Here is a 16947-nt window from a genome sequence, read left to right on the forward strand (position 1 = left end):
TGGTGACGCCTCAGGCGACAGGTTACGCCCACGCATTTGGGCCATGACATAACATTGGCACTGCCGCCGGGCTTGGCACGCTCGGTACGGCGCTGGAGTTTCAATTCTCGGCGAGCGGCGCCCGGCAAGGGTGATCGCCGGCTCTCCCTATGACCCGGAAGGTTCGCGCGGGCGTATGTGACGGCCTCCCAACGCGGAGAGGCGCGGAAATCACGCAGCCTTCTTCATCCGCGCCAACGTATCCGCCACCACTTCGCCGAAGGACGACGGTGTCGGCACGATGACGACGCCGGCCTCCTTCAGGATCTCGACCTTCTCCTGCGCCGACTCGCCGAAGGCCGAGATGATGGCTCCGGCATGGCCCATGCGGCGGCCTTTGGGGGCGGAAAGGCCGGCGATGTATGCGATCAGCGGCTTGCGCATGTTGTCGCGCGCCCAGATCGCCGCCTCGGCTTCCTGCGGGCCGCCGATCTCGCCGATCATCACCACGGCGTCGGTATCCTCGTCGCGCTCGAAGAGCTGCAGTATGTCCTTGAAGGACGAGCCGTTGATCGGGTCGCCGCCGATGCCGACGCTGGTCGAAACGCCGATGCCCAGCGCCTTCATCTGCGAGGCGGCCTCGTAGCCCAGCGTGCCGGAACGGCCGACGATGCCGACGCGTCCAGGCAGGTAGATCGAGCCCGGCATGATGCCCATCAGCGCCTGTCCGGGCGTGATGACGCCGGCGCAGTTCGGCCCGATCAGCCGCATGCGGTCCTCGAACCGGTAGCGGCGCATGTAGCGCTTGACCTGCATCATGTCCTGCGAGGGGATGCCGTCGGTGATGCAAACGCAGAGTTTTATCCCGGCGTCCGCGGCTTCCATGATCGAATCGGCGGCGAAGGGCGGCGGCACGAAGACGATGCTGGCCTCGGCGCGGGTTTCGCGCACCGCGCCCTTGACCGTGTTGAAGACGGGCAGGCCGAGATGTGTCTGGCCGCCCTTGCCGGGCGTGACACCGCCGACCAGCTTGGTGCCGTAGCGCTTCATGTCCTCGGCGTGGAAACTGCCGATCTTGCCGGTGAAACCCTGGACGATAACGCGGGTGCTGCGGTTGAGCAGGATTGCCATTTTTTAGACCTCCCTAGCGCATGATGCCGAAAAGTGTGAAGCGGTTTTCGCGGACAAAGGTTTCCGTCTGTCCAGGCATCATGCTCTATCTGTTTGATTTTAGAGACGGATTCAGATTTCAGGCCGTTCGACCTGAAATCATTCGGCTCTAGGCTGCTTTTTTCTTGGCGGCCGCGTGCCAGGCGGCGACGGCTTTTTCGGCGGCTTCGGCCAGCGTGTCGGCGACGATCACCGCTTCCCCGGAATCGGCCAGGATGCGGCGTCCTTCCTCGGCCTTGGTGCCTGAGAGGCGCACCACCAGCGGCACGGTGACGCCGACCTCGCGGATCGCCTTGACGACGCCTTCGGCCACCCAGTCGCAGCGGTTGATGCCGGCGAAGATGTTGACAAGGATGGTCTCGACATTCTTGTCGCCAAGCACGGCACGGAAGGATTTCGCCACCCGCTCGGGTGAAGCGCCACCGCCGATGTCGAGGAAGTTGGCCGGCTCGCCGCCGGCGATCTTGATCATGTCCATGGTCGCCATGGCCAAGCCCGCGCCATTGATGATGCAGCCGATGTTGCCGTCGAGGCCGACATAGGAGAGGCCGCGGTCGCTGGCGAAGGTTTCGCGCGGATCTTCCTGGCTCTTGTCGCGCAGTTCGGAGATTTCCGGGCGCCGGAACAGCGCGTTCTCGTCGAACGACATTTTGGCGTCGAGCGCGATCAGATTGCCGTCGCGGGTGACCACCAGCGGATTGATCTCCAGCATCGAGGCGTCGTAGTCGCGAAACACCTGGTAGCAACTGAAGATGGTTTCGGTCGCCTTGCCGATCAGGTTGTCCTCGAGCCCAAGCCCAAAAGCGATCTCGCGCGCCTGGAAGCGCTGCATGCCGACGCCAGGATCGACCGCCGCGCGAATGATCGAATCCGGGGCCGTCTCGGCGATCTCCTCGATCTCCATGCCGCCGGCGGCCGATGCCACGATCATGACGCGCTCTTCCTTACGGTCGAGGACAAAGCCGAGATAAAGTTCCTGGGCGATGTCGACCGCTTCCTCAAGATAGAGGCGCGAGATCAGCTTGCCACGCGGGCCGGTCTGACTGGTCACCAGCTTGCGGCCGAGCATGGCTTCCGCGGCGTTGGAAATCTCGTCGTCGTTCGTGCATAGCTTGATGCCGCCGGCCTTGCCGCGGGCGCCGGAGTGGACCTGCGCCTTCAGCACCCATTTGCCGCCGCCGATCTCGCGCGCCCTGTAGGTTGCCTGCTCGGGGCTGTAGGCCAGCCCGCCGCGCGGCACATGCACGCCGTGCCGGGCGAGCAGTTCCTTGGCCTGATATTCGTGGATGTCCATTGTTGTCCTCCCGGATATTGTCAGTGCGCGGCGACGCGCGGCTCTTTTTTGTTATCGAGGCGGCCGGCGCGTTCGATGGCCTCGTTGACCACCAGAACATTTCTCGCCATGCGCTCCGACGCGGCGTCGATCATCTTGCCGTCGAGGGCTGCCGCTCCCTTGCCCGCCGCCTCGGCCTCCTTCAGCACTTCGAGGATGCGCCTGGCGCGCGTGACCTCCTTCTCCGGCGGCGAGAAGACGTCGTTGGCAAGCGCTATCTGCGAGGGGTGGATCGCCCATTTGCCTTCGATGCCGAGGGCCGCGGCGCGCCTGGCACCGGCGATATACCCTTCCGGATCGGTGAAATCGCCGAACGGGCCGTCAATGGCGCGCAGGCCATAGGCGCGGCAGGCGACGGTCATCCGCGACAGGGCGAAATGCCACTGGTCGCCGGGATAGTCGGGATTGAGGCCGCCGATGCTGACGGTACGCGCCTTGCAGCTTGCCGCATAGTCGGCGACGCCGAAATGCATGGCTTCCAGCCGGCCCGGGGTTGCCGCGATAGCCTCGACATTGGCCATGCCGAGCGCGGTCTCGATCAGCGCTTCCAGCCCGACGCGGGTCTTGTATCCCTTGGCCATCTCGATCTGGTTGACCATCGCCTCGACCATGTAGAGGTCGGCCGGCACCCCGACCTTCGGCACCAGGATGGTATCGAGCCGATCGCCGGCCTGCTCCATCACGTCGACCACGTCGCGGTACATGTAGTGAGTGTCGAGACCGTTGATGCGCACCGACACGGTCTTGCCCTTGGCGCGCCAGTCGATGTCGTTGAGCGCCTGGATGATGTTCTTGCGGGCGCGCTCCTTGTCCGGTGGCGCGACCGCGTCCTCGATGTCGAGGAAGACGAAGTCGGCGGCGCTGTTTGCCGCCTTGTCGATCATCTCCGGGCTGGATCCGGGAACCGCCAGCTCGCTGCGCTGCAGCCGCAGTTTCTTCAAATGGTTGATGATGTGGCTCATCGTCGGCTCCCTCAGGCGGCTTCGGCGACCGGCAGGGCGGCCGAGGCGCGGAAATGCTGGATGGCGGCGCCGACGCCGGAGCCGGGCGCCAGCCTGACGCCGCAATCGAGCAGCGCCATTTCGGCGGCCGACAGCGAGGCCAGCACCATCACCTCGTTCAGCCAGCCGAGATGGCCGATGCGGAAGACCTTGCCGAACACCTTGTTGAGGCCGCCGCCGAGCGAGGTCTGGTAGCCGCGGTAGGCGCGCTTGACGACGTCGCCACTGTCGATGCCGTCCGGCACCAGGATGGCGCTGACCGTATCGGAGTGCCATTTCGGCGCTTTGGCGCAGAGCTTCAGGCCCCAGGCGTCGACCGCATTGCGCACGCCTTCGGCCAGGCGATGGTGACGGACGAAGATATTGTCCAGCCCTTCCTCGGCGATGAGGTCAAGCGAAGCGCGCAGGCCGCGCAGCAGCTGTGTAGCCGGCGTGTAAGGGAAATAGCCGGCATCGTTGGCGCGGATCATGTCCTCGAAGGAGAAGAAGCAGCGCCGGTGGGTGGCGCTCCTCGAAGCGACGAGCGCCTTCCTGCTGACCGAGAGGAAGCCGAGGCCGGCGGGCAGCATGAAACCTTTCTGCGAACCCGAGACGGCGCAGTCGACGCCCCACTCTTCCTGCCGGAAGTCGATCGAACCGATCGACGACACGCCGTCGACGAACAGCAGGGCAGGGTGGTTTGCCTCGTCGAGGACGGCGCGGCAGCCCGCGACGTCGCTGGTCACGCCGGTCGCTGTCTCGTTCTGCGTGCAGAAGACGGCCTTGATGCGGTGCGCCTTGTCAGCCTTCAGCCGCTCGGCATAGAGCTCGAGCGGGACGCCGGTTCCCCATTCGCAGTCGATGACTTCGACCTCGAAGCCGAGGCGCTCGGCCATGTCGACCCACAGATGTGAGAACTGGCCGAAGCGCGACATCAGCACGCGGTCGCCGGGGCTGAGCACATTGGTCATCGCCGCTTCCCAGGCGCCGGTGCCCGACGACGGGTATATGAAGACGCGGCCGGTCTCGTTCTTGAAGACTTTCTTGATGTCCTCGAACAGCGGCAGCGTGAGATCGGGGAAGGACGCGGCGCGCATGTCCTCCATCGGCAGGTTCATCGCCTGCCGGACCTGTTCGGGAATGTTGGTCGGTCCGGGAATGAAAAGATGGGTGAAACCGGCCATGATGCGAACTCCTCCTGATCCAGCAAAGCGGTGAGGGGAGTTTCGTTTCGACGGCTAAAGCCAACAACACCCTGGCGGGTAACATCTCGCCGCGCGCGGGTGGGAGAAGCCTACCCGGTCGGCCTACCCGAAGGGCTGTTTCTGGGTGCGCCTCTCTCGCGAATAGAGCGCGACGGCCATCGCCCGGTTGCGGACGTCGAGCTTGTCGTAGAGATTCTTCAGGTGGTACTTCACCGTGTTCTCGGAAATGCCCGTCCGCGTTGCGATCTGCAGATTGGTCCAGCCGTCCGAAAGCACCGCCAGCAGCTCGCGCTCGCGCACCGTGAGCTGCGCCAGGGGCGTGTCGTTGACCTTGTTGATGTCGATATAGGGGATGCAGATGCGGCCATGCGCGACTGCCAGGATGGTGTCGAAGATGATGGCCGGGTCGTCGAACTGGAAGCAATAGCCCTGGGCCCCCAGCCGCACGCATTGCTTCAGGATGCCGATGTCATGGTCGTTGGAAAAGACGGTGATGCGCACGTCGAGCTTGCGGCTCTGGACCTCGGCCAGCACTTCGGCCCCGTCCATGTCGGCGAGCTTCCAGCCGATGACTGCGACGTCGAATCCGCCCGTCGCCGCCAGATCCAGGAATTGTTTGCCGCTCTGAACGGTGCTCAGCAAGTCGAAACGGCCGTCGCATTCGAGCATTTCGCGCAGCGCCGATATGACGAACGGATTGCGCTCGGCGACGACAATGCGCATGCGCCGGTCGCCAACTGCATTGCTCGTTTTCCCGGGCTTGCTGTTCAAGGGCCGTTTTTGTCCTGAGCTGATTGTGCCGCAACTCAAGGGCCAGGCTTCAGGCCTGGACCCGTATCATGACAATTCTGCCCCAATCGCGCCGGGGTGCTCTTTCCCCAGCGACATCGGCTGTCGCGCCGTCTGAAGCAGGGGTTCGCCGGTTCTTGATGGGTCAGACATCGCAGAGTCAGGCATCCGCGATGCGTTCGCCGTGTGGCGTGCAACAAGCGTTTCGTTTGATATTCCGTGCCTTAGGGCGATAAGTTCTCAAATCGAATCGCGCCTGCACGCGAGATGCATCGGATTTCCGCGAAACCGGTTTCCGCGTTAACGTCCGATGCTCTGAATCTGAGACGCAATTTTTTCCGGGATGGCGGGAGGCGCTGGTGGAGGACAAGCAGACGGCCTCCGCCAAAGCGACCGACGACGCCCACGCCGATATCTATGGCGAGGACGGTGCGGTCCTGTCGTCCTTCCTTGCCCAGATCGGGGCTGCGATCGCCGACCGCGATACGCTGACCCTCAAGCAGGAAGTCGACGATCTTCACCAGTCGGAACTCGGCGACCTGATCGAGGCGCTGCATCCCGAGCAGCGGCAGGCCCTGGTCGAACTCCTGGGCGCCGATTTCGACTTTTCCGCGCTGACCGAGGTCGACGAGGCGATCCGCATGGAGATCGTCGATCATATGCCCAATGCGCAGATCGCGCAGGCGGTGCAGGAACTCGATTCCGACGACGCGGTCTACATTCTCGAAGATCTCGAAAAGGAAGACCAGGACGAAATTCTGTCGCAACTGCCGTTCACCGAACGAATCAGGCTGCGCCGCTCGCTCGACTATCCCGAAGAGACCGCCGGGCGGCGCATGCAGACGGAGTTCGTCGCGGTGCCACCGTTCTGGACCATCGGCCAGACCATCGACTATATGCGCGAGGACAAGAACCTTCCCGACCGCTTCAGCCAGATCTTCGTCATCGACCCGACCTTCAAGCTGTTAGGGGCCATCGATCTCGACCAGATCCTGCGCACCAAGCGCGCCGTCAAGGTCGAGGATGTCATGCATGAGACGCGGCATCTCATCCCGGCCACCATGGATCAGGAAGAGGCCGCGCGCGAATTCGAGCAGTACGATCTGCTTTCAGCCGCCGTCGTCGACGAGAATGAGCGGCTAGTCGGCGTGCTGACCATCGACGACGTCGTCGACGTCATCCAGCAGGAAGCAGAGGAAGATCTGCTGCGCATGGGCGGCGTCGGCGACGAAGAGCTCTCCGACAGCATTCTTTCCACATCGCGCTCGCGTGTCCCCTGGTTGCTGATCAATCTCCTGACGGCATTCCTGGCGGCTTCGGTGATCGGCCTGTTCGACCACACGATCGAGCGCATCGTGGCGCTCGCCGTGCTGATGCCGATCGTGGCCGGCATGGGCGGCAATGCGGGGTCGCAGACCATGACCGTCACCGTGCGGGCGCTGGCGACGAAAGACCTCGACATCTACAATGCCGGCCGCATCATCCGCCGCGAGATGGGCGTTGGTTTCATCAACGGCATTGTCTTTGCCATCCTGATCGGCATTGTCGCGTCGGTCTGGTTCCATGATCCCAATCTGGGCGGCATCATCGCGGCGGCGATGATCATCAACATGTTCGTCGCCGCACTTGCCGGCATCCTGATCCCGCTGCTGCTCGACCGGTTCAAGATCGATCCGGCGGTGGCGTCGGCGGTCTTCGTCACCACAGTCACCGATGTCGTCGGCTTCTTTGCCTTCCTCGGCCTGGCAACCTGGTGGTTCAGCGTCCGGTGATCGGTCTCAATTGACTTTTACGTAAATGCCGTGCGAGGCTTGCGCGGGGGCCGTGTCGATTCCGACGGGCAAAGGTTGGTTCGGGACGGGGAGGCGGCGCCACGTGGCGTTGCCCGGGATTCCGGCATGGAGTGACAATGCGGGAATATTATTCGATCACCGAACTGACCCGCGAATTCGACGTGTCGACGCGGACGCTGCGCTTCTATGAGGACGAGGGGCTGGTGCAGCCGGTGCGGCGTGGCCGCACGCGACTGTTTCGTCCGTCCGACCGGCATCTCATCCGGCAGATCATGCGCGGCAAAAGGCTCGGCTTCTCGATCAACGAGATCCGCGAAATCATCCAGATGTACAAAGAGCCGCCGGGCGAGGTCGGGCAGCTCAAGCTGATGATCAAGCGCATCGAGGAAAAGCGCGAGGATCTCAGGCAGAAACGCCGCGACCTCGAAGAGACGTTGGCCGAACTCGACCAGGCCGAGGAATCCTGTGTCGAGCGGCTGGTGGAACTCGGCGTGAATACCTGACGCCGTTCAAATCCAGCGTCGCACCCTCTTGGCGTAGTCCCGGTATTTCTTACCGAATTTCGTCGCCAGTATCTTTTCTTCGCCCTCGATCGCCAGTTTCTGGGTGAGGAACGCCGCGATGAAGGCCAGCGGCAGGAACCAGACGATGCCGGTGACAAAGGCGACCCCGATCAGCAGCAGCGTGTTGGCGAGATACATCGGGTTGCGGGTGATGCCGAAGGGACCGGTGGTGACGAGGTGGTCCGGCACCGCGTTGGGGTTCAGCGTCGTCCTGGCCCGCATCATGGTGCGGATGGCGGTAAACCAGAGTGCGGCAACGCCGAACAGGGCCACCCAGCCGGCCGCGAACAGGATGTCGCCCAAAAGGTCGCCGATCCAGGGCAGAGGATAGACAAGGCCGAGGATGACGCTGATGGCGATCGCCGCGGTGTAGATCACTGGCGGCCAGGGTATCATGCCCGGCTTCGGCTGTTTTTCGGTCACTGCGTTCCTCCCTCGTCCAGCTTCTCGTCGGTCTGGGCCGTGCAACTGCCGGCCAGATCGCCCAGATGCGCCCTGAAATCCGCAGTCTGGTCGTTGTTGTAGAGCCGATCAAGAGAGCCTTCGCCTTGAAGCGTCTGGAGCATGCAGCCGCAATAGCTCGAACAGAAGGTTGCGTTGCGCGTCTGCTCGCATGACACCTGGCAGGTTTTCAGGAATTCCACCTGCGGGGTTTCGGCGGGTGCGGGCATCACTTGCGAAAACAGCCAGACGCAGCCGAACAGCAGCGGCTGGTGGATCAGGTAGAAGGCAAGACTGTGCCGGCCGATGAAGAGCAGGGGATTGGCCCATCGGCCGGGCGTAAGGCTGGCCAGCCGCCCCAGCAGACCCGATGTGGAGGCAAGCTTGGCCGCTCCAAGACCGGCCAGCACCACGCCAAACCACGGGAACAAGGGCACGTAGTCGTTGGAACGCGGGTTGATTGCGGAAAGGCCGACCCACCACAGCCAGGGATGGTCGAAGGACTCCAGGCTGACATAGAAGGGAACAGCTATAACCACCGCTGCGACCAGCAAGGTAATCAGTGCCGGCAAGCGCAGGAAGGCGAGGCCGAGCAGGCTGGCCAGCGCGATCTCATGCAGGATGCCGAAGAAGATGAAGCCGCCCGGCGTGACAAACCAGGTGACGACCGATATGGTGATCGCCGCCGCCGCGACCATGGCGAAACGCTTCCAGAAGCCGGTCCGGCGGATCTGTTTGCCGTGGGCAAGAAACAGGCTGACGCCGACCAGGAACAGGAAGGTCGAGGCGATGCAGCGCGCGTAGAATTTCCACCAGCCGAAAGCGGTCAAGCCCGGATCGGTGTAGTGGAAATTCTCCAGATCCCAGGTGAAATGGTAGCTCGCCATGGCCAGCAGCGCGATGCCGCGCACGACATCGATGGCGACGATGCGCCTGGTTTGGCCCGGAACGGGTGCGGTCGGCGTTTGGATGGTCATGTGCTCGCGATCTGATTCAGCCCTGCGTGAGGACTATCACGGTTGGACGGGACAGATGAAGGCCGGCCCATCGGATCAAGCGACGCTTTAGGCCAGAGCCGGGAAGACATTGACCGGCTTCGCTTTTGGCCGGGTAGGCGTCGGTTTCCTCTTATCGGTACGGGACTGACCACGGCAGATTCGACCGGTGATTCTGCTTTGGGGAAGCAATGTCCACCCACGTGCGCCACCCGATCTGGCTCCCGGCCCTCAAGGCCGCGGATGCGCGCACCTTCGCCTCGCTCTACGCGGTCGAATCCTTCGCCCGCGCCACGGTGTCGAGCGTCATTCCGATCCAGGCCTACGAGATCCTGCATAACGAGCAGATCGTCTCGATCCTCTACACGATCGTGGCGCTGCTCGGCCTGTCTGTGACCTTGTTCATGCCGCTACTGATCCGCCGCTTTGCCCGGCGCTGGGTCTATACCGCCGGCGCCTGCCTGCTCGCCATCGGCTCGCTGTTCTTCGTCACCCATACGCTTGCCGGACAATTGGCGGGCATGTTGTGCCGGGTGATGGGCGCCAGCGCGCTGTCGATCACGCTCAACCTCTACATCATGGACCACATCCGCAAGACCGACTTCATGCAGGCCGAATCGCTGCGCATGGCGTGGTCGATGCTCGCCTGGACCGGCGGGCCGACGCTCGGCATTTTTCTTTACGCCCGTTTCGGCATCTATGCCGCGCATGGCGCAGTGGCGGTGTTCGCGTTGGCTTTGCTGGCGCTGTTCTGGTTCTACCGGCTGAGCGACAACCAGTCGATACGGCCCGGCAAGACCCGGCCGGCCAATCCGCTCGCCAATATCGGCCGCTTCATCGCACAGCCCAGATTGAGGCTGGCCTGGCTGATCGCCTTCGGGCGCTCCTGCTTCTGGACGACCTTCTTTGTCTACGGGCCACTGTTCATGGTCATCACGGGCGAGGGCAAGCTGGCCGGCGGCCTGCTGGTCTCGGCCGGCAACGCGCTTTTGTTCATGGCCATCTTCTGGGGCAAGGCCGGGAAGCGCTTCGGCGGCCGCCGCACCATGACATTTGCCTATTTCGCCATGTCGGCAATGCTGCTGGCTGCGGGCACGGTGGGAGCGAGCGCACCGTTGCTGACCGGGGCTTTCCTGCTTGGCGGCGCGTTCTTCACCATCGCGCTCGACGCGCTGGGTTCGACCGCCTTCATGCGCTCGGTGCGCTCCTATGAACGGGCGCAGATGGCGGCGGTCTACCGCACCTATCTCGATTTTTCCGAGCTGACCCCGCCGCTGGTCTACTCCGTCGTGCTGATCTTCTTCGGTCTGGGCTCGGTGTTCGTCACGCTCAGCCTGCTGGCGGCGATATGCGGCTTCGTGACATGGCGGTATCTGCCGAAGTCTCTCTGACGGTCACGGCTTTGGTGCATGCGCCGCGTGCCGTTCGCGCACCCAATTGTGGAAACGGTGCAGCTCATATTCCTCGGGCATCAGCACGCCGGCTTCGTGCCGCATCGAACGCAGGCCCCTCTGGTTGACCTCGCAGATCGCTGCATCCTCTTCCAGCACCTGTGTGCCGAAGGCGACGATGTTGTCGATGTCGGTCGTGGCCAGCGCCTCGGGCGCGAACAGCCATTCGGCGACAAGCTCCGTCTGTTCGGGGCCGAGCGGCACCAGGCGCACGGTCCTGACATAGTCGACATGACCAACGATGAACATCGAGGGCAGGCTGGTGGCGTAGGTCTGGCCGGCGGCGCGTTCGGTTGGTGTCAGCCCCGGAAAGACCGGCCCATGCGTCTGGCCGTCGCGCGACCAGGTCTCGGCGCCGGCGCGCAGGCCGCCGGAAAACTCGGGCGCGTCATTGTCGGCGTGGCGCGTCCATTCGGGGTCGTCATGCCGGCTCATCAGGCCGCGGCCATAGATCGGCACCAGCCGCGACAGGTCCTTGTGGACGCCCGGACAGTGCAGGCACTCGTTGAAGTTTTCCCAAAAAATCTTCCAGTTGCAGTGCATCACCTTGCGCAGCACATGGCCTGTCACCAGCGTTTCCAGCGGCCAGTTGCCGAGATTGCCGGAGGTGGGGTCGAAGGATGCCTGCGCCGAGCCCGCCGCGTCCTCCTGCAGATTGATGAACACGAAGCCGCGCCAGACCGAGAGCGCGACGCGGTAGAGCGGATGGTCTGATTTGTCGAAGCCGTCCGGCAGCGATTTCGAGGGCACCCGCACGAGGTCGCCGCGCAGCGAATAGGACCAGGCATGGTAGGGGCACGTGATCAGCCGCGCCTTCAGCCGGCCGTCGCTCTCCTGGCAAAGCTGCGAGCCGCGATGGCGGCAAGTGTTGTGGAAGGCGCGCAGTTCGCCGGTGTCGTCACGCAGCACGATGATGTCCTGCGTACCGATACGGAATCGGCGGAAGGCCAGCGGCTGGCCCAGATCGGCCTCTCGGCAGACGAGCAGCCAGCTCCTGTACCAGATGGCATCGAGGTCGCGCTGGTAGCCCGCACCGTCCCAATAGGCAGATGAGGGCAGGGTCGGTTCGGCCTGGGTCAGGCCATTATAGGGATCGCGCTCGCTGGCAGTGGGATGCATGGCTGGCTTCCTGTGAAGGCGCCAGCCGACACCTGGCCGGGCGAATTGTCAATTGTCGTGCCTGGAGACGGCATGGCGCAATCTCGCTGTTCGCCGGCGGAATTTGGTTTGCCGCGTCTCGTGATTTTCCCTATAGTCATCCGGTCGTCGGTTCCACTTTGGAGCCAAGAGGGAATGTGGTGCGGGCAAAAGTCTTGCCCAATGCCGCGGCTGCCCCCGCAACTGTGTGCGGTAGTCCTCTCCATATGCCACTGAAGACTCGTCTTCGGGAAGGTGGAGAAGGGCGCTGATCCGTGAGCCAGGAGACCTGCCGACGACGGCAAAACTGACAGGCCCTCGGGTGGAGGGTGAAAGGACAAGACATGAATACCGCTTCCGTCTCCCTCGGCGCTTCCGTCTCCTCGCAGTCGCGCTTCATGCAGCTGGCGCTCGCCGCGCTGCTCGGCACGTTCATCATCGGCTTTGTCGGCTTCTCGCATATCGATGCGGTCCACAATGCCGGTCATGACAACCGGCATTCGATGGCGTTTCCCTGCCACTGACGAGGGTCTCACATCATGAATCTGTTTCGCAACGTCGTGTTCATCGCGGCGATCGCAGGGCTCGTGGCCGGCGTCGCTCTTGCCTGCATGCAGGCCTATGCCACCGTGCCGCTGATCCTCAAGGCGGAAGTCTACGAACAGGCTGAAGGCGGCCACAAGCATGAACACGCCGCGGCGCCGGCTGATGCCGCCAGCGGCAACGCAATGAGCTCCGCCGCACCGGCGGCATCAAATACCATGAGCACTGCCACGCCGGCACCGACTGAGGCCCCGGCCGAAGACGAGGGCTGGGCGCCGGCCGACGGCTTCGAGCGCTTTGCCTTCAACGTCGTCTCCAACGTCGTCACCGGCATCGGCTTCGCATTGATCCTGGTCGCGGTTTCGGAATTCGCCGGCGGCATCGGCAATTGGCGCCAGGGCGTGTTCTGGGGTCTGGCCGGCTTTGCCGTGTTCACGCTGGCGCCTGGGCTCGGCCTGCCGCCGGAACTGCCGGCCATGCCTGCCGCCGACCTGACGCAGCGACAGATCTGGTGGGTGGCAACCGTGGTCGCGACCGCCAGCGGGCTCGGCCTGATCGCGTTCCGGAAGTCGCTGCCGCTGGCCATTCTCGGCGTGGCGCTGATCGTTGCCCCGCACATCGTTGGCGCGCCGCAGCCGGACAGCTTCGAGACGCCGATCCCGGAAGGTTTGCACCACCAGTTCGTGGTGGCGGTGACCGTGACCAATCTGGTGTTCTGGCTGGTGCTTGGCGCCGTCGTCGGCGTGGTACGCGGACGCTTCACCGGCAGCGCGACCGGCCTGCGCGACAGCTTTGCCTGATCAAGGCAAGCTGACCTTCATCGTCGGCGGTGCGCGCTCCGGCAAGAGCGCGCATGCCGAAGCCCTGGCGACGGCGTTGGCGTCGCCCTGGACCTATATCGCCACGGCCCAAGCCTATGACGACGAGATGCGTGAGCGTATCGCATTGCACCGCTCGCGGCGTGGCGAGGGCTGGACGACCATCGACGCACCGCTAGACCTTGCCGGCGCGCTCGAGGCCTTGCCCGACAACCAGCCGGTGCTGGTCGACTGCCTGACGCTGTGGCTGACCAATCACATGCTGGCCGATCACGACGTTGGAGCCGAGTGCCGGCGGCTGGCGGATGTGCTGTCGCGGACGCGCGGGCCTTGGTTCGTTGTCTCCAACGAGGTCGGGCAAGGCATCGTGCCTGACAATGCGCTGGCGCGCCGTTTTTGCGATGAAGCCGGACGGCTCAACCAGCAGATCGCGGCGATTGCCGACACGGTGCTGCTGATGGTGGCGGGATTGCCGCTCAAGGTGAAATGAGATGACCGACATCGACAACAAGCCCACCGAAGACCGGGACGAAGAGCGCCATCGCGCCAAGATGGCCAAGCGCAAGGCGGTGCAGGACGCCGAGGTGGCGGCCAAGACGATCGAAAAAGGGCTGCTCATCGTCAACACCGGTCCCGGCAAGGGCAAGACCACGGCCGCCTTCGGCCTCGCACTTCGCATGCTCGGCTACGGCAAGCGTGTCGGCGTCGTCCAGTTCATCAAGGGCAAGTGGCATACGGGCGAGAAGGATGCGTTTGCTGCCTTCGGCGACCGTGTCGTCTGGCATGCGATGGGCGAGGGCTTTACCTGGGAGACGCAGGATCTGAAGCGCGACATCGCGGCGGCGGAAGCTGCCTGGGCCAAGGCGCTGGAGCTGATCGCCGATCCCTCGATCAGCCTCGTCGTGCTCGACGAGCTCAACATCGCTCTGCGCTACGATTATCTCGATCTCGAAAAGGTGGTTGCCGCGCTGAAGACCCGCCGCGAGGACCTGCATGTCGTCGTCACCGGCCGCAACGCCAAGCCGGCCTTGGTCGAGGCAGCCGACCTGGTCACCGAGATGGGTGTCACCAAGCATCATTTTTCGGCCGGCGTGAAGGCGCAGCAGGGAATAGAGTTCTGATGCATGTCGTCCAGAAGTGTGCAGCGGTTCTGGGACAACGACATGCATCAAAACAAAGACTTAAAGCGCGTCGCCTGAATCCCTTTCAGCGCGACGCGCTTTAGAACGCAAGAACGGCGATCGCCGAGACCACGCCAAACAACGCGATCAGCAGATAGTCGGCGACGCGGTAGAGCTTCAGCGCCCGCCTGATGTCGCCGCTGTCGACGTCGCGGCGGCCGCCTTCGCCCATGAAAACGTCGTCGACGACGATGCCGCCATAGCTTCGTGGCCCGGCAAGTGCCAGACCAAGCGCGCCGGCCATGGCCGCTTCCGGCCAGCCGGCATTGGGCGAGCGGTGCTTCTTGGCATCACGCCACACGGCCTGCCTGGCGTTGCCGGGATCAGCGCCCTTGACCAGGAAAGCCGCCAGCACGATCAGCAGCGCCGTCAGCCGCGATGCCGGCAGGTTGATCCAATCGTCGAAACGCGCCGCCGCCCAGCCGAAAGCCTCATGGCGCGGGGTGCGATGGCCGATCATCGAATCGGCGGTGTTGGCGGCCTTGTAGGCAGCACCGCCGGCCAATCCGCCGACACCGGTCCAGAAGGTAGGGGCGACGATACCGTCGGAAAAGTTCTCGGCCAGGCTTTCGATCGCCGCGCGGCAGACGGCGGCGCGGTCGAGCGCTTCGGGATCGCGGCCGACGATGCGCGAGACGGCGACACGGCCCATGGCGAGGCCGCCCGAGTCGAGGGCGTCGGCCACCGCCTCGACATGTTCGTAAAGGCTCTTCTGCGACAGCAGCGATGTCGCCAGGAGAGCCGCGACAACCAGTCCCAGGGGAACGAACCAGATGAGGACAAGCTGTATGCAGAGGCCGATCACCGTCGGCACAAGCACGATGACCAGCAGCGCCTGGACGCCGCGTTGGCGACGCAGCGCATCGGGATCAGTGGCGCGGTTGAGCCTGATGTCGAGAAAGGATATCAGCCTGCCGAACCACGTTACCGGATGGCCGATGGCTCGGAACAGCCAGTCCGGGTAACCCAGGACGGATTCGACGGCCAATGACAGGAAAGCGATAAGGACTGACATGAGGCTTCTTGAAGGAGCGGTGGACCATGGTGGAAGTCTCGGCCGGGCGAGGGCGCTTTTTCCCAACGCCTTGCTGCCTTTCGTCGACCTCTCGACCGGTATCAATCCGCACTCCTACCCGCTTTTCGACCTGCCCGCCACCTCGTTGGCGCGATTGCCGGAAGCGGCGCGCGGGCGCGAACTGACAGAGATCGCCGCCAGCACCTATAGCGCGCCGTCGCCGGTCAATGTCGTCGCCGCGCCCGGCACGCAGATACTGTTGCCGCGCGTGGCATCGCTGGTCAGACCTGGCAAGGCACTTGTTCTGGGCCCGACCTATGCCGAACATGCCCGCGCCGCGGCGATTGCCGGGCATGAGGTGACCGAAGTCCGGGATTTCGCGGCACTGGCAGAGGCCGATCTTGCCATCGTGGTCAATCCGAACAATCCCGATGGACGCGTCATCGAGCGCGACCGGCTGCTGGCGCTGGCCGCCGGACTGCGCGCTAAGGGCGGGCGGCTTGTCGTCGACGAGGCGTTCATGGATGTCGGCCCGCGCCAGCACAGCCTCGCTGGTGATGTCGATCGAGGCGGCATCGTCGTGCTGCGCTCGTTCGGCAAATTCTTCGGCCTCGCCGGGGTGCGGCTTGGCTTCGCGCTTTCTAATGCAGCGACGGTGGAATTTCTGGAAACGCAATTCGGGCCCTGGGCCGTCGCCGGACCGGCGCTGGAATACGGCATCCGCGCGCTTGCCGACATTGGCTGGCAGGATGCGATGCGGGCATCGCTAACCGAGGCAGCCGCGCGGCTCGACGGACTGTTCGGCCGTTTCGGCGTTCCCGTTGCAGGGGGCACCACATTGTTCCGCTACCTTCAACTGCCGGATGCCGCCGGCCTGTTTTCAGCGCTTGGCGAGCGCGGCGTCCTGCTGCGGCATTTTCCCGACCGGCCGCATGCCCTGCGCGCCGGCTTGCCGGGATGTCAGGAGGAATGGCAGCGTCTCGAATCCGCTCTTGCCGGATGGGCCGCGCGGCGCGAGGATCGGTCGAAAGGTTGCGAACAATGATCCATGTCTGCTCGCTGGCGAAGATCGAGGAAACGGTGGCCCGGACCGGCGCCGACCGCATGCTGTCGCTGCTCTCGGTCGGAACCGATGTGACGCGTCCGGCCTCGATCGCGAGGGAAAATCATCTGCATCTGGTCATGCACGACATCGCCGTGGCGCAGGACGGCATGACCATGCCGGGCGAGGAACATGTGCGCAGCCTGCTCGATTTTGCCCGCGGCTGGGATCGGGCCAAGCCGATGGTGGTGCATTGCTACGCCGGCATCAGCCGCTCGACCGCTTCGGCCTACATCATCGCCGCCGCGCTGGCGCCGAAACGCGATGAGATGGAATTGGCGCAAACGTTGAGGGCATTGTCGCCTTCGGCAACGCCCAACCCCCGACTGATCGCGGTGGCCGATGCGCTGCTTGATCGCAACGGCCGCATGATCGAGGCGATCCAGTCGATCGGCCGTGGCGCCGATGCCTTCGAAGGCACGCCGTTCGCGCTGAAGCTCGAAGGGTAGGGC

18 protein-coding genes and 1 riboswitch are annotated in these 16947 nt (G+C 64.1%); of the genes, 9 read left to right on the forward strand and 9 right to left on the reverse strand.

The genetic code is table 11. The annotated features are described in order from the left end of the window. Nucleotides 1–210: 210 nt before the first annotated feature. The 5 genes from sucD to A3AU_RS0101880 all read right to left on the reverse strand — a co-directional run bounded on the left by sucD (nt 211) and on the right by A3AU_RS0101880 (nt 5390). A complete protein-coding gene (gene sucD, locus A3AU_RS0101860; RefSeq protein ID WP_027051270.1) occupies nt 211–1110 on the reverse strand; it encodes a succinate--CoA ligase subunit alpha in 900 nt (299 codons plus the stop codon). 148 nt (nt 1111–1258) lie between these two features. Continuing rightward, nucleotides 1259–2443: a malate--CoA ligase subunit beta gene (locus A3AU_RS0101865; protein WP_027051271.1), complete on the reverse strand. Its 1185-nt coding sequence runs from the start codon at nt 2441–2443 to the stop codon at nt 1259–1261. Nucleotides 2444–2463: 20 nt separating this feature from the next. Next, complete coding sequence (locus A3AU_RS0101870) at nt 2464–3444, reverse strand: HpcH/HpaI aldolase/citrate lyase family protein (RefSeq protein ID WP_027051272.1); 981 nt, start codon at nt 3442–3444, stop codon at nt 2464–2466. A gap of 11 nt (nt 3445–3455) precedes the next feature. Next, nucleotides 3456–4646 (reverse strand): aminotransferase class V-fold PLP-dependent enzyme, encoded by a 1191-nt coding sequence (locus A3AU_RS0101875; protein WP_027051273.1) that lies wholly within the window; start codon nt 4644–4646, stop codon nt 3456–3458. Nucleotides 4647–4769: 123 nt separating this feature from the next. After that, nucleotides 4770–5390, reverse strand: a complete 621-nt coding sequence (locus tag A3AU_RS0101880; RefSeq protein WP_027051274.1) for a LuxR C-terminal-related transcriptional regulator — start codon at nt 5388–5390, stop codon at nt 4770–4772. 425 nt (nt 5391–5815) lie between these two features. Between A3AU_RS0101880 and mgtE the strand changes: the two genes are divergently transcribed. Together mgtE and A3AU_RS0101890 are read left to right on the forward strand one after the other, a co-directional pair. Further along, nucleotides 5816–7228, forward strand: coding sequence for a magnesium transporter (gene mgtE, locus A3AU_RS0101885; RefSeq protein WP_027051275.1), 1413 nt, complete (start codon nt 5816–5818; stop codon nt 7226–7228). A gap of 137 nt (nt 7229–7365) precedes the next feature. Beyond that, a complete protein-coding gene (locus A3AU_RS0101890; protein WP_006203215.1) occupies nt 7366–7752 on the forward strand; it encodes a MerR family transcriptional regulator in 387 nt (128 codons plus the stop codon). Between the two features lie 6 nt (nt 7753–7758). Here the strand turns inward: A3AU_RS0101890 and A3AU_RS0101895 are convergent, their stop codons facing one another. Beyond that, nucleotides 7759–8235: a methyltransferase family protein gene (locus A3AU_RS0101895; RefSeq protein WP_027051276.1), complete on the reverse strand. Its 477-nt coding sequence runs from the start codon at nt 8233–8235 to the stop codon at nt 7759–7761. Further along, nucleotides 8232–9230: an acetyltransferase domain-containing protein gene (locus A3AU_RS0101900; RefSeq protein ID WP_027051277.1), complete on the reverse strand. Its 999-nt coding sequence runs from the start codon at nt 9228–9230 to the stop codon at nt 8232–8234. The genes A3AU_RS0101895 and A3AU_RS0101900 overlap by 4 nt, the downstream gene beginning before the upstream one ends. Before the next feature lie 209 nt (nt 9231–9439). Here A3AU_RS0101900 and A3AU_RS0101905 point away from each other — a divergent pair, with 209 nt between their 5' ends. Then, nucleotides 9440–10639 carry an MFS transporter gene (locus A3AU_RS0101905; protein ID WP_027051278.1) on the forward strand — a complete coding sequence of 400 codons (1200 nt, stop codon included), beginning with the start codon at nt 9440–9442 and terminating at the stop codon, nt 10637–10639. A 3-nt stretch (nt 10640–10642) separates the two neighbouring features. Here A3AU_RS0101905 and A3AU_RS0101910 read toward each other — a convergent pair whose 3' ends face one another. Further along, nucleotides 10643–11818 carry an aromatic ring-hydroxylating oxygenase subunit alpha gene (locus tag A3AU_RS0101910; protein ID WP_027051279.1) on the reverse strand — a complete coding sequence of 392 codons (1176 nt, stop codon included), beginning with the start codon at nt 11816–11818 and terminating at the stop codon, nt 10643–10645. A 131-nt stretch (nt 11819–11949) separates the two neighbouring features. Then, nucleotides 11950–12147, forward strand: a riboswitch (cobalamin riboswitch). A 33-nt stretch (nt 12148–12180) separates the two neighbouring features. Between A3AU_RS0101910 and A3AU_RS0101915 the strand changes: the two genes are divergently transcribed. From A3AU_RS0101915 to cobO, 4 genes are read left to right on the forward strand one after another with little or no spacing between them, the layout of a single operon-like run. Continuing rightward, on the forward strand, nt 12181–12360 hold the full coding sequence (locus A3AU_RS0101915; protein WP_027051280.1) for a CbtB domain-containing protein: 180 nt from the start codon (nt 12181–12183) through the stop codon (nt 12358–12360). Between the two features lie 15 nt (nt 12361–12375). Then, nucleotides 12376–13179 (forward strand): CbtA family protein, encoded by an 804-nt coding sequence (locus tag A3AU_RS0101920; protein WP_027051281.1) that lies wholly within the window; start codon nt 12376–12378, stop codon nt 13177–13179. Further along, on the forward strand, nt 13172–13687 hold the full coding sequence (gene cobU / locus A3AU_RS0101925; protein ID WP_027051282.1) for a bifunctional adenosylcobinamide kinase/adenosylcobinamide-phosphate guanylyltransferase: 516 nt from the start codon (nt 13172–13174) through the stop codon (nt 13685–13687). The genes A3AU_RS0101920 and cobU overlap by 8 nt, the downstream gene beginning before the upstream one ends. A 1-nt stretch (nt 13688) precedes the next feature. Next, on the forward strand, nt 13689–14318 hold the full coding sequence (gene cobO, locus A3AU_RS0101930; RefSeq protein ID WP_027051283.1) for a cob(I)yrinic acid a,c-diamide adenosyltransferase: 630 nt from the start codon (nt 13689–13691) through the stop codon (nt 14316–14318). A 100-nt stretch (nt 14319–14418) separates the two neighbouring features. Here the strand turns inward: cobO and cbiB are convergent, their stop codons facing one another. Continuing rightward, nucleotides 14419–15393: an adenosylcobinamide-phosphate synthase CbiB gene (gene cbiB / locus A3AU_RS0101935; protein WP_027051284.1), complete on the reverse strand. Its 975-nt coding sequence runs from the start codon at nt 15391–15393 to the stop codon at nt 14419–14421. Between cbiB and cobD the strand changes: the two genes are divergently transcribed. Beyond that, nucleotides 15392–16438: a threonine-phosphate decarboxylase CobD gene (gene cobD, locus A3AU_RS0101940; RefSeq protein WP_027051285.1), complete on the forward strand. Its 1047-nt coding sequence runs from the start codon at nt 15392–15394 to the stop codon at nt 16436–16438. The genes cbiB and cobD overlap by 2 nt on opposite strands. Next, nucleotides 16435–16944: a tyrosine phosphatase family protein gene (locus A3AU_RS0101945; RefSeq protein ID WP_027051286.1), complete on the forward strand. Its 510-nt coding sequence runs from the start codon at nt 16435–16437 to the stop codon at nt 16942–16944. The genes cobD and A3AU_RS0101945 overlap by 4 nt, the downstream gene beginning before the upstream one ends. The last annotated feature ends 3 nt before the right edge of the window (nt 16945–16947 follow it).

Origin of the sequence: Mesorhizobium erdmanii USDA 3471 (genome assembly GCF_000472705.1) — a bacterium.
In the GTDB taxonomy this organism is placed as follows: domain Bacteria; phylum Pseudomonadota; class Alphaproteobacteria; order Rhizobiales; family Rhizobiaceae; genus Mesorhizobium; species Mesorhizobium erdmanii.

What these genes read in the sequence shown, in the direction of transcription:
- sucD (WP_027051270.1), bottom strand. Translation starts at nt 1,110, where the DNA reads ATGGCAATCCTGCTCAACCGCAGCACCCGCGTTATCGTCCAGGGTTTC.
- A3AU_RS0101865 (WP_027051271.1), bottom strand. Translation starts at nt 2,443, where the DNA reads ATGGACATCCACGAATATCAGGCCAAGGAACTGCTCGCCCGGCACGGC.
- A3AU_RS0101870 (WP_027051272.1), bottom strand. Translation starts at nt 3,444, where the DNA reads ATGAGCCACATCATCAACCATTTGAAGAAACTGCGGCTGCAGCGCAGC.
- A3AU_RS0101875 (WP_027051273.1), bottom strand. Translation starts at nt 4,646, where the DNA reads ATGGCCGGTTTCACCCATCTTTTCATTCCCGGACCGACCAACATTCCC.
- A3AU_RS0101880 (WP_027051274.1), bottom strand. Translation starts at nt 5,390, where the DNA reads ATGCGCATTGTCGTCGCCGAGCGCAATCCGTTCGTCATATCGGCGCTG.
- A3AU_RS0101890 (WP_006203215.1), top strand. Translation starts at nt 7,366, where the DNA reads ATGCGGGAATATTATTCGATCACCGAACTGACCCGCGAATTCGACGTG.
- A3AU_RS0101900 (WP_027051277.1), bottom strand. Translation starts at nt 9,230, where the DNA reads ATGACCATCCAAACGCCGACCGCACCCGTTCCGGGCCAAACCAGGCGC.
- A3AU_RS0101905 (WP_027051278.1), top strand. Translation starts at nt 9,440, where the DNA reads ATGTCCACCCACGTGCGCCACCCGATCTGGCTCCCGGCCCTCAAGGCC.
- A3AU_RS0101910 (WP_027051279.1), bottom strand. Translation starts at nt 11,818, where the DNA reads ATGCATCCCACTGCCAGCGAGCGCGATCCCTATAATGGCCTGACCCAG.
- A3AU_RS0101915 (WP_027051280.1), top strand. Translation starts at nt 12,181, where the DNA reads ATGAATACCGCTTCCGTCTCCCTCGGCGCTTCCGTCTCCTCGCAGTCG.
- A3AU_RS0101920 (WP_027051281.1), top strand. Translation starts at nt 12,376, where the DNA reads ATGAATCTGTTTCGCAACGTCGTGTTCATCGCGGCGATCGCAGGGCTC.
- cobO (WP_027051283.1), top strand. Translation starts at nt 13,689, where the DNA reads ATGACCGACATCGACAACAAGCCCACCGAAGACCGGGACGAAGAGCGC.
- cobD (WP_027051285.1), top strand. Translation starts at nt 15,392, where the DNA reads ATGAGGCTTCTTGAAGGAGCGGTGGACCATGGTGGAAGTCTCGGCCGG.
- cbiB (WP_027051284.1), bottom strand. Translation starts at nt 15,393, where the DNA reads ATGTCAGTCCTTATCGCTTTCCTGTCATTGGCCGTCGAATCCGTCCTG.
- A3AU_RS0101945 (WP_027051286.1), top strand. Translation starts at nt 16,435, where the DNA reads ATGATCCATGTCTGCTCGCTGGCGAAGATCGAGGAAACGGTGGCCCGG.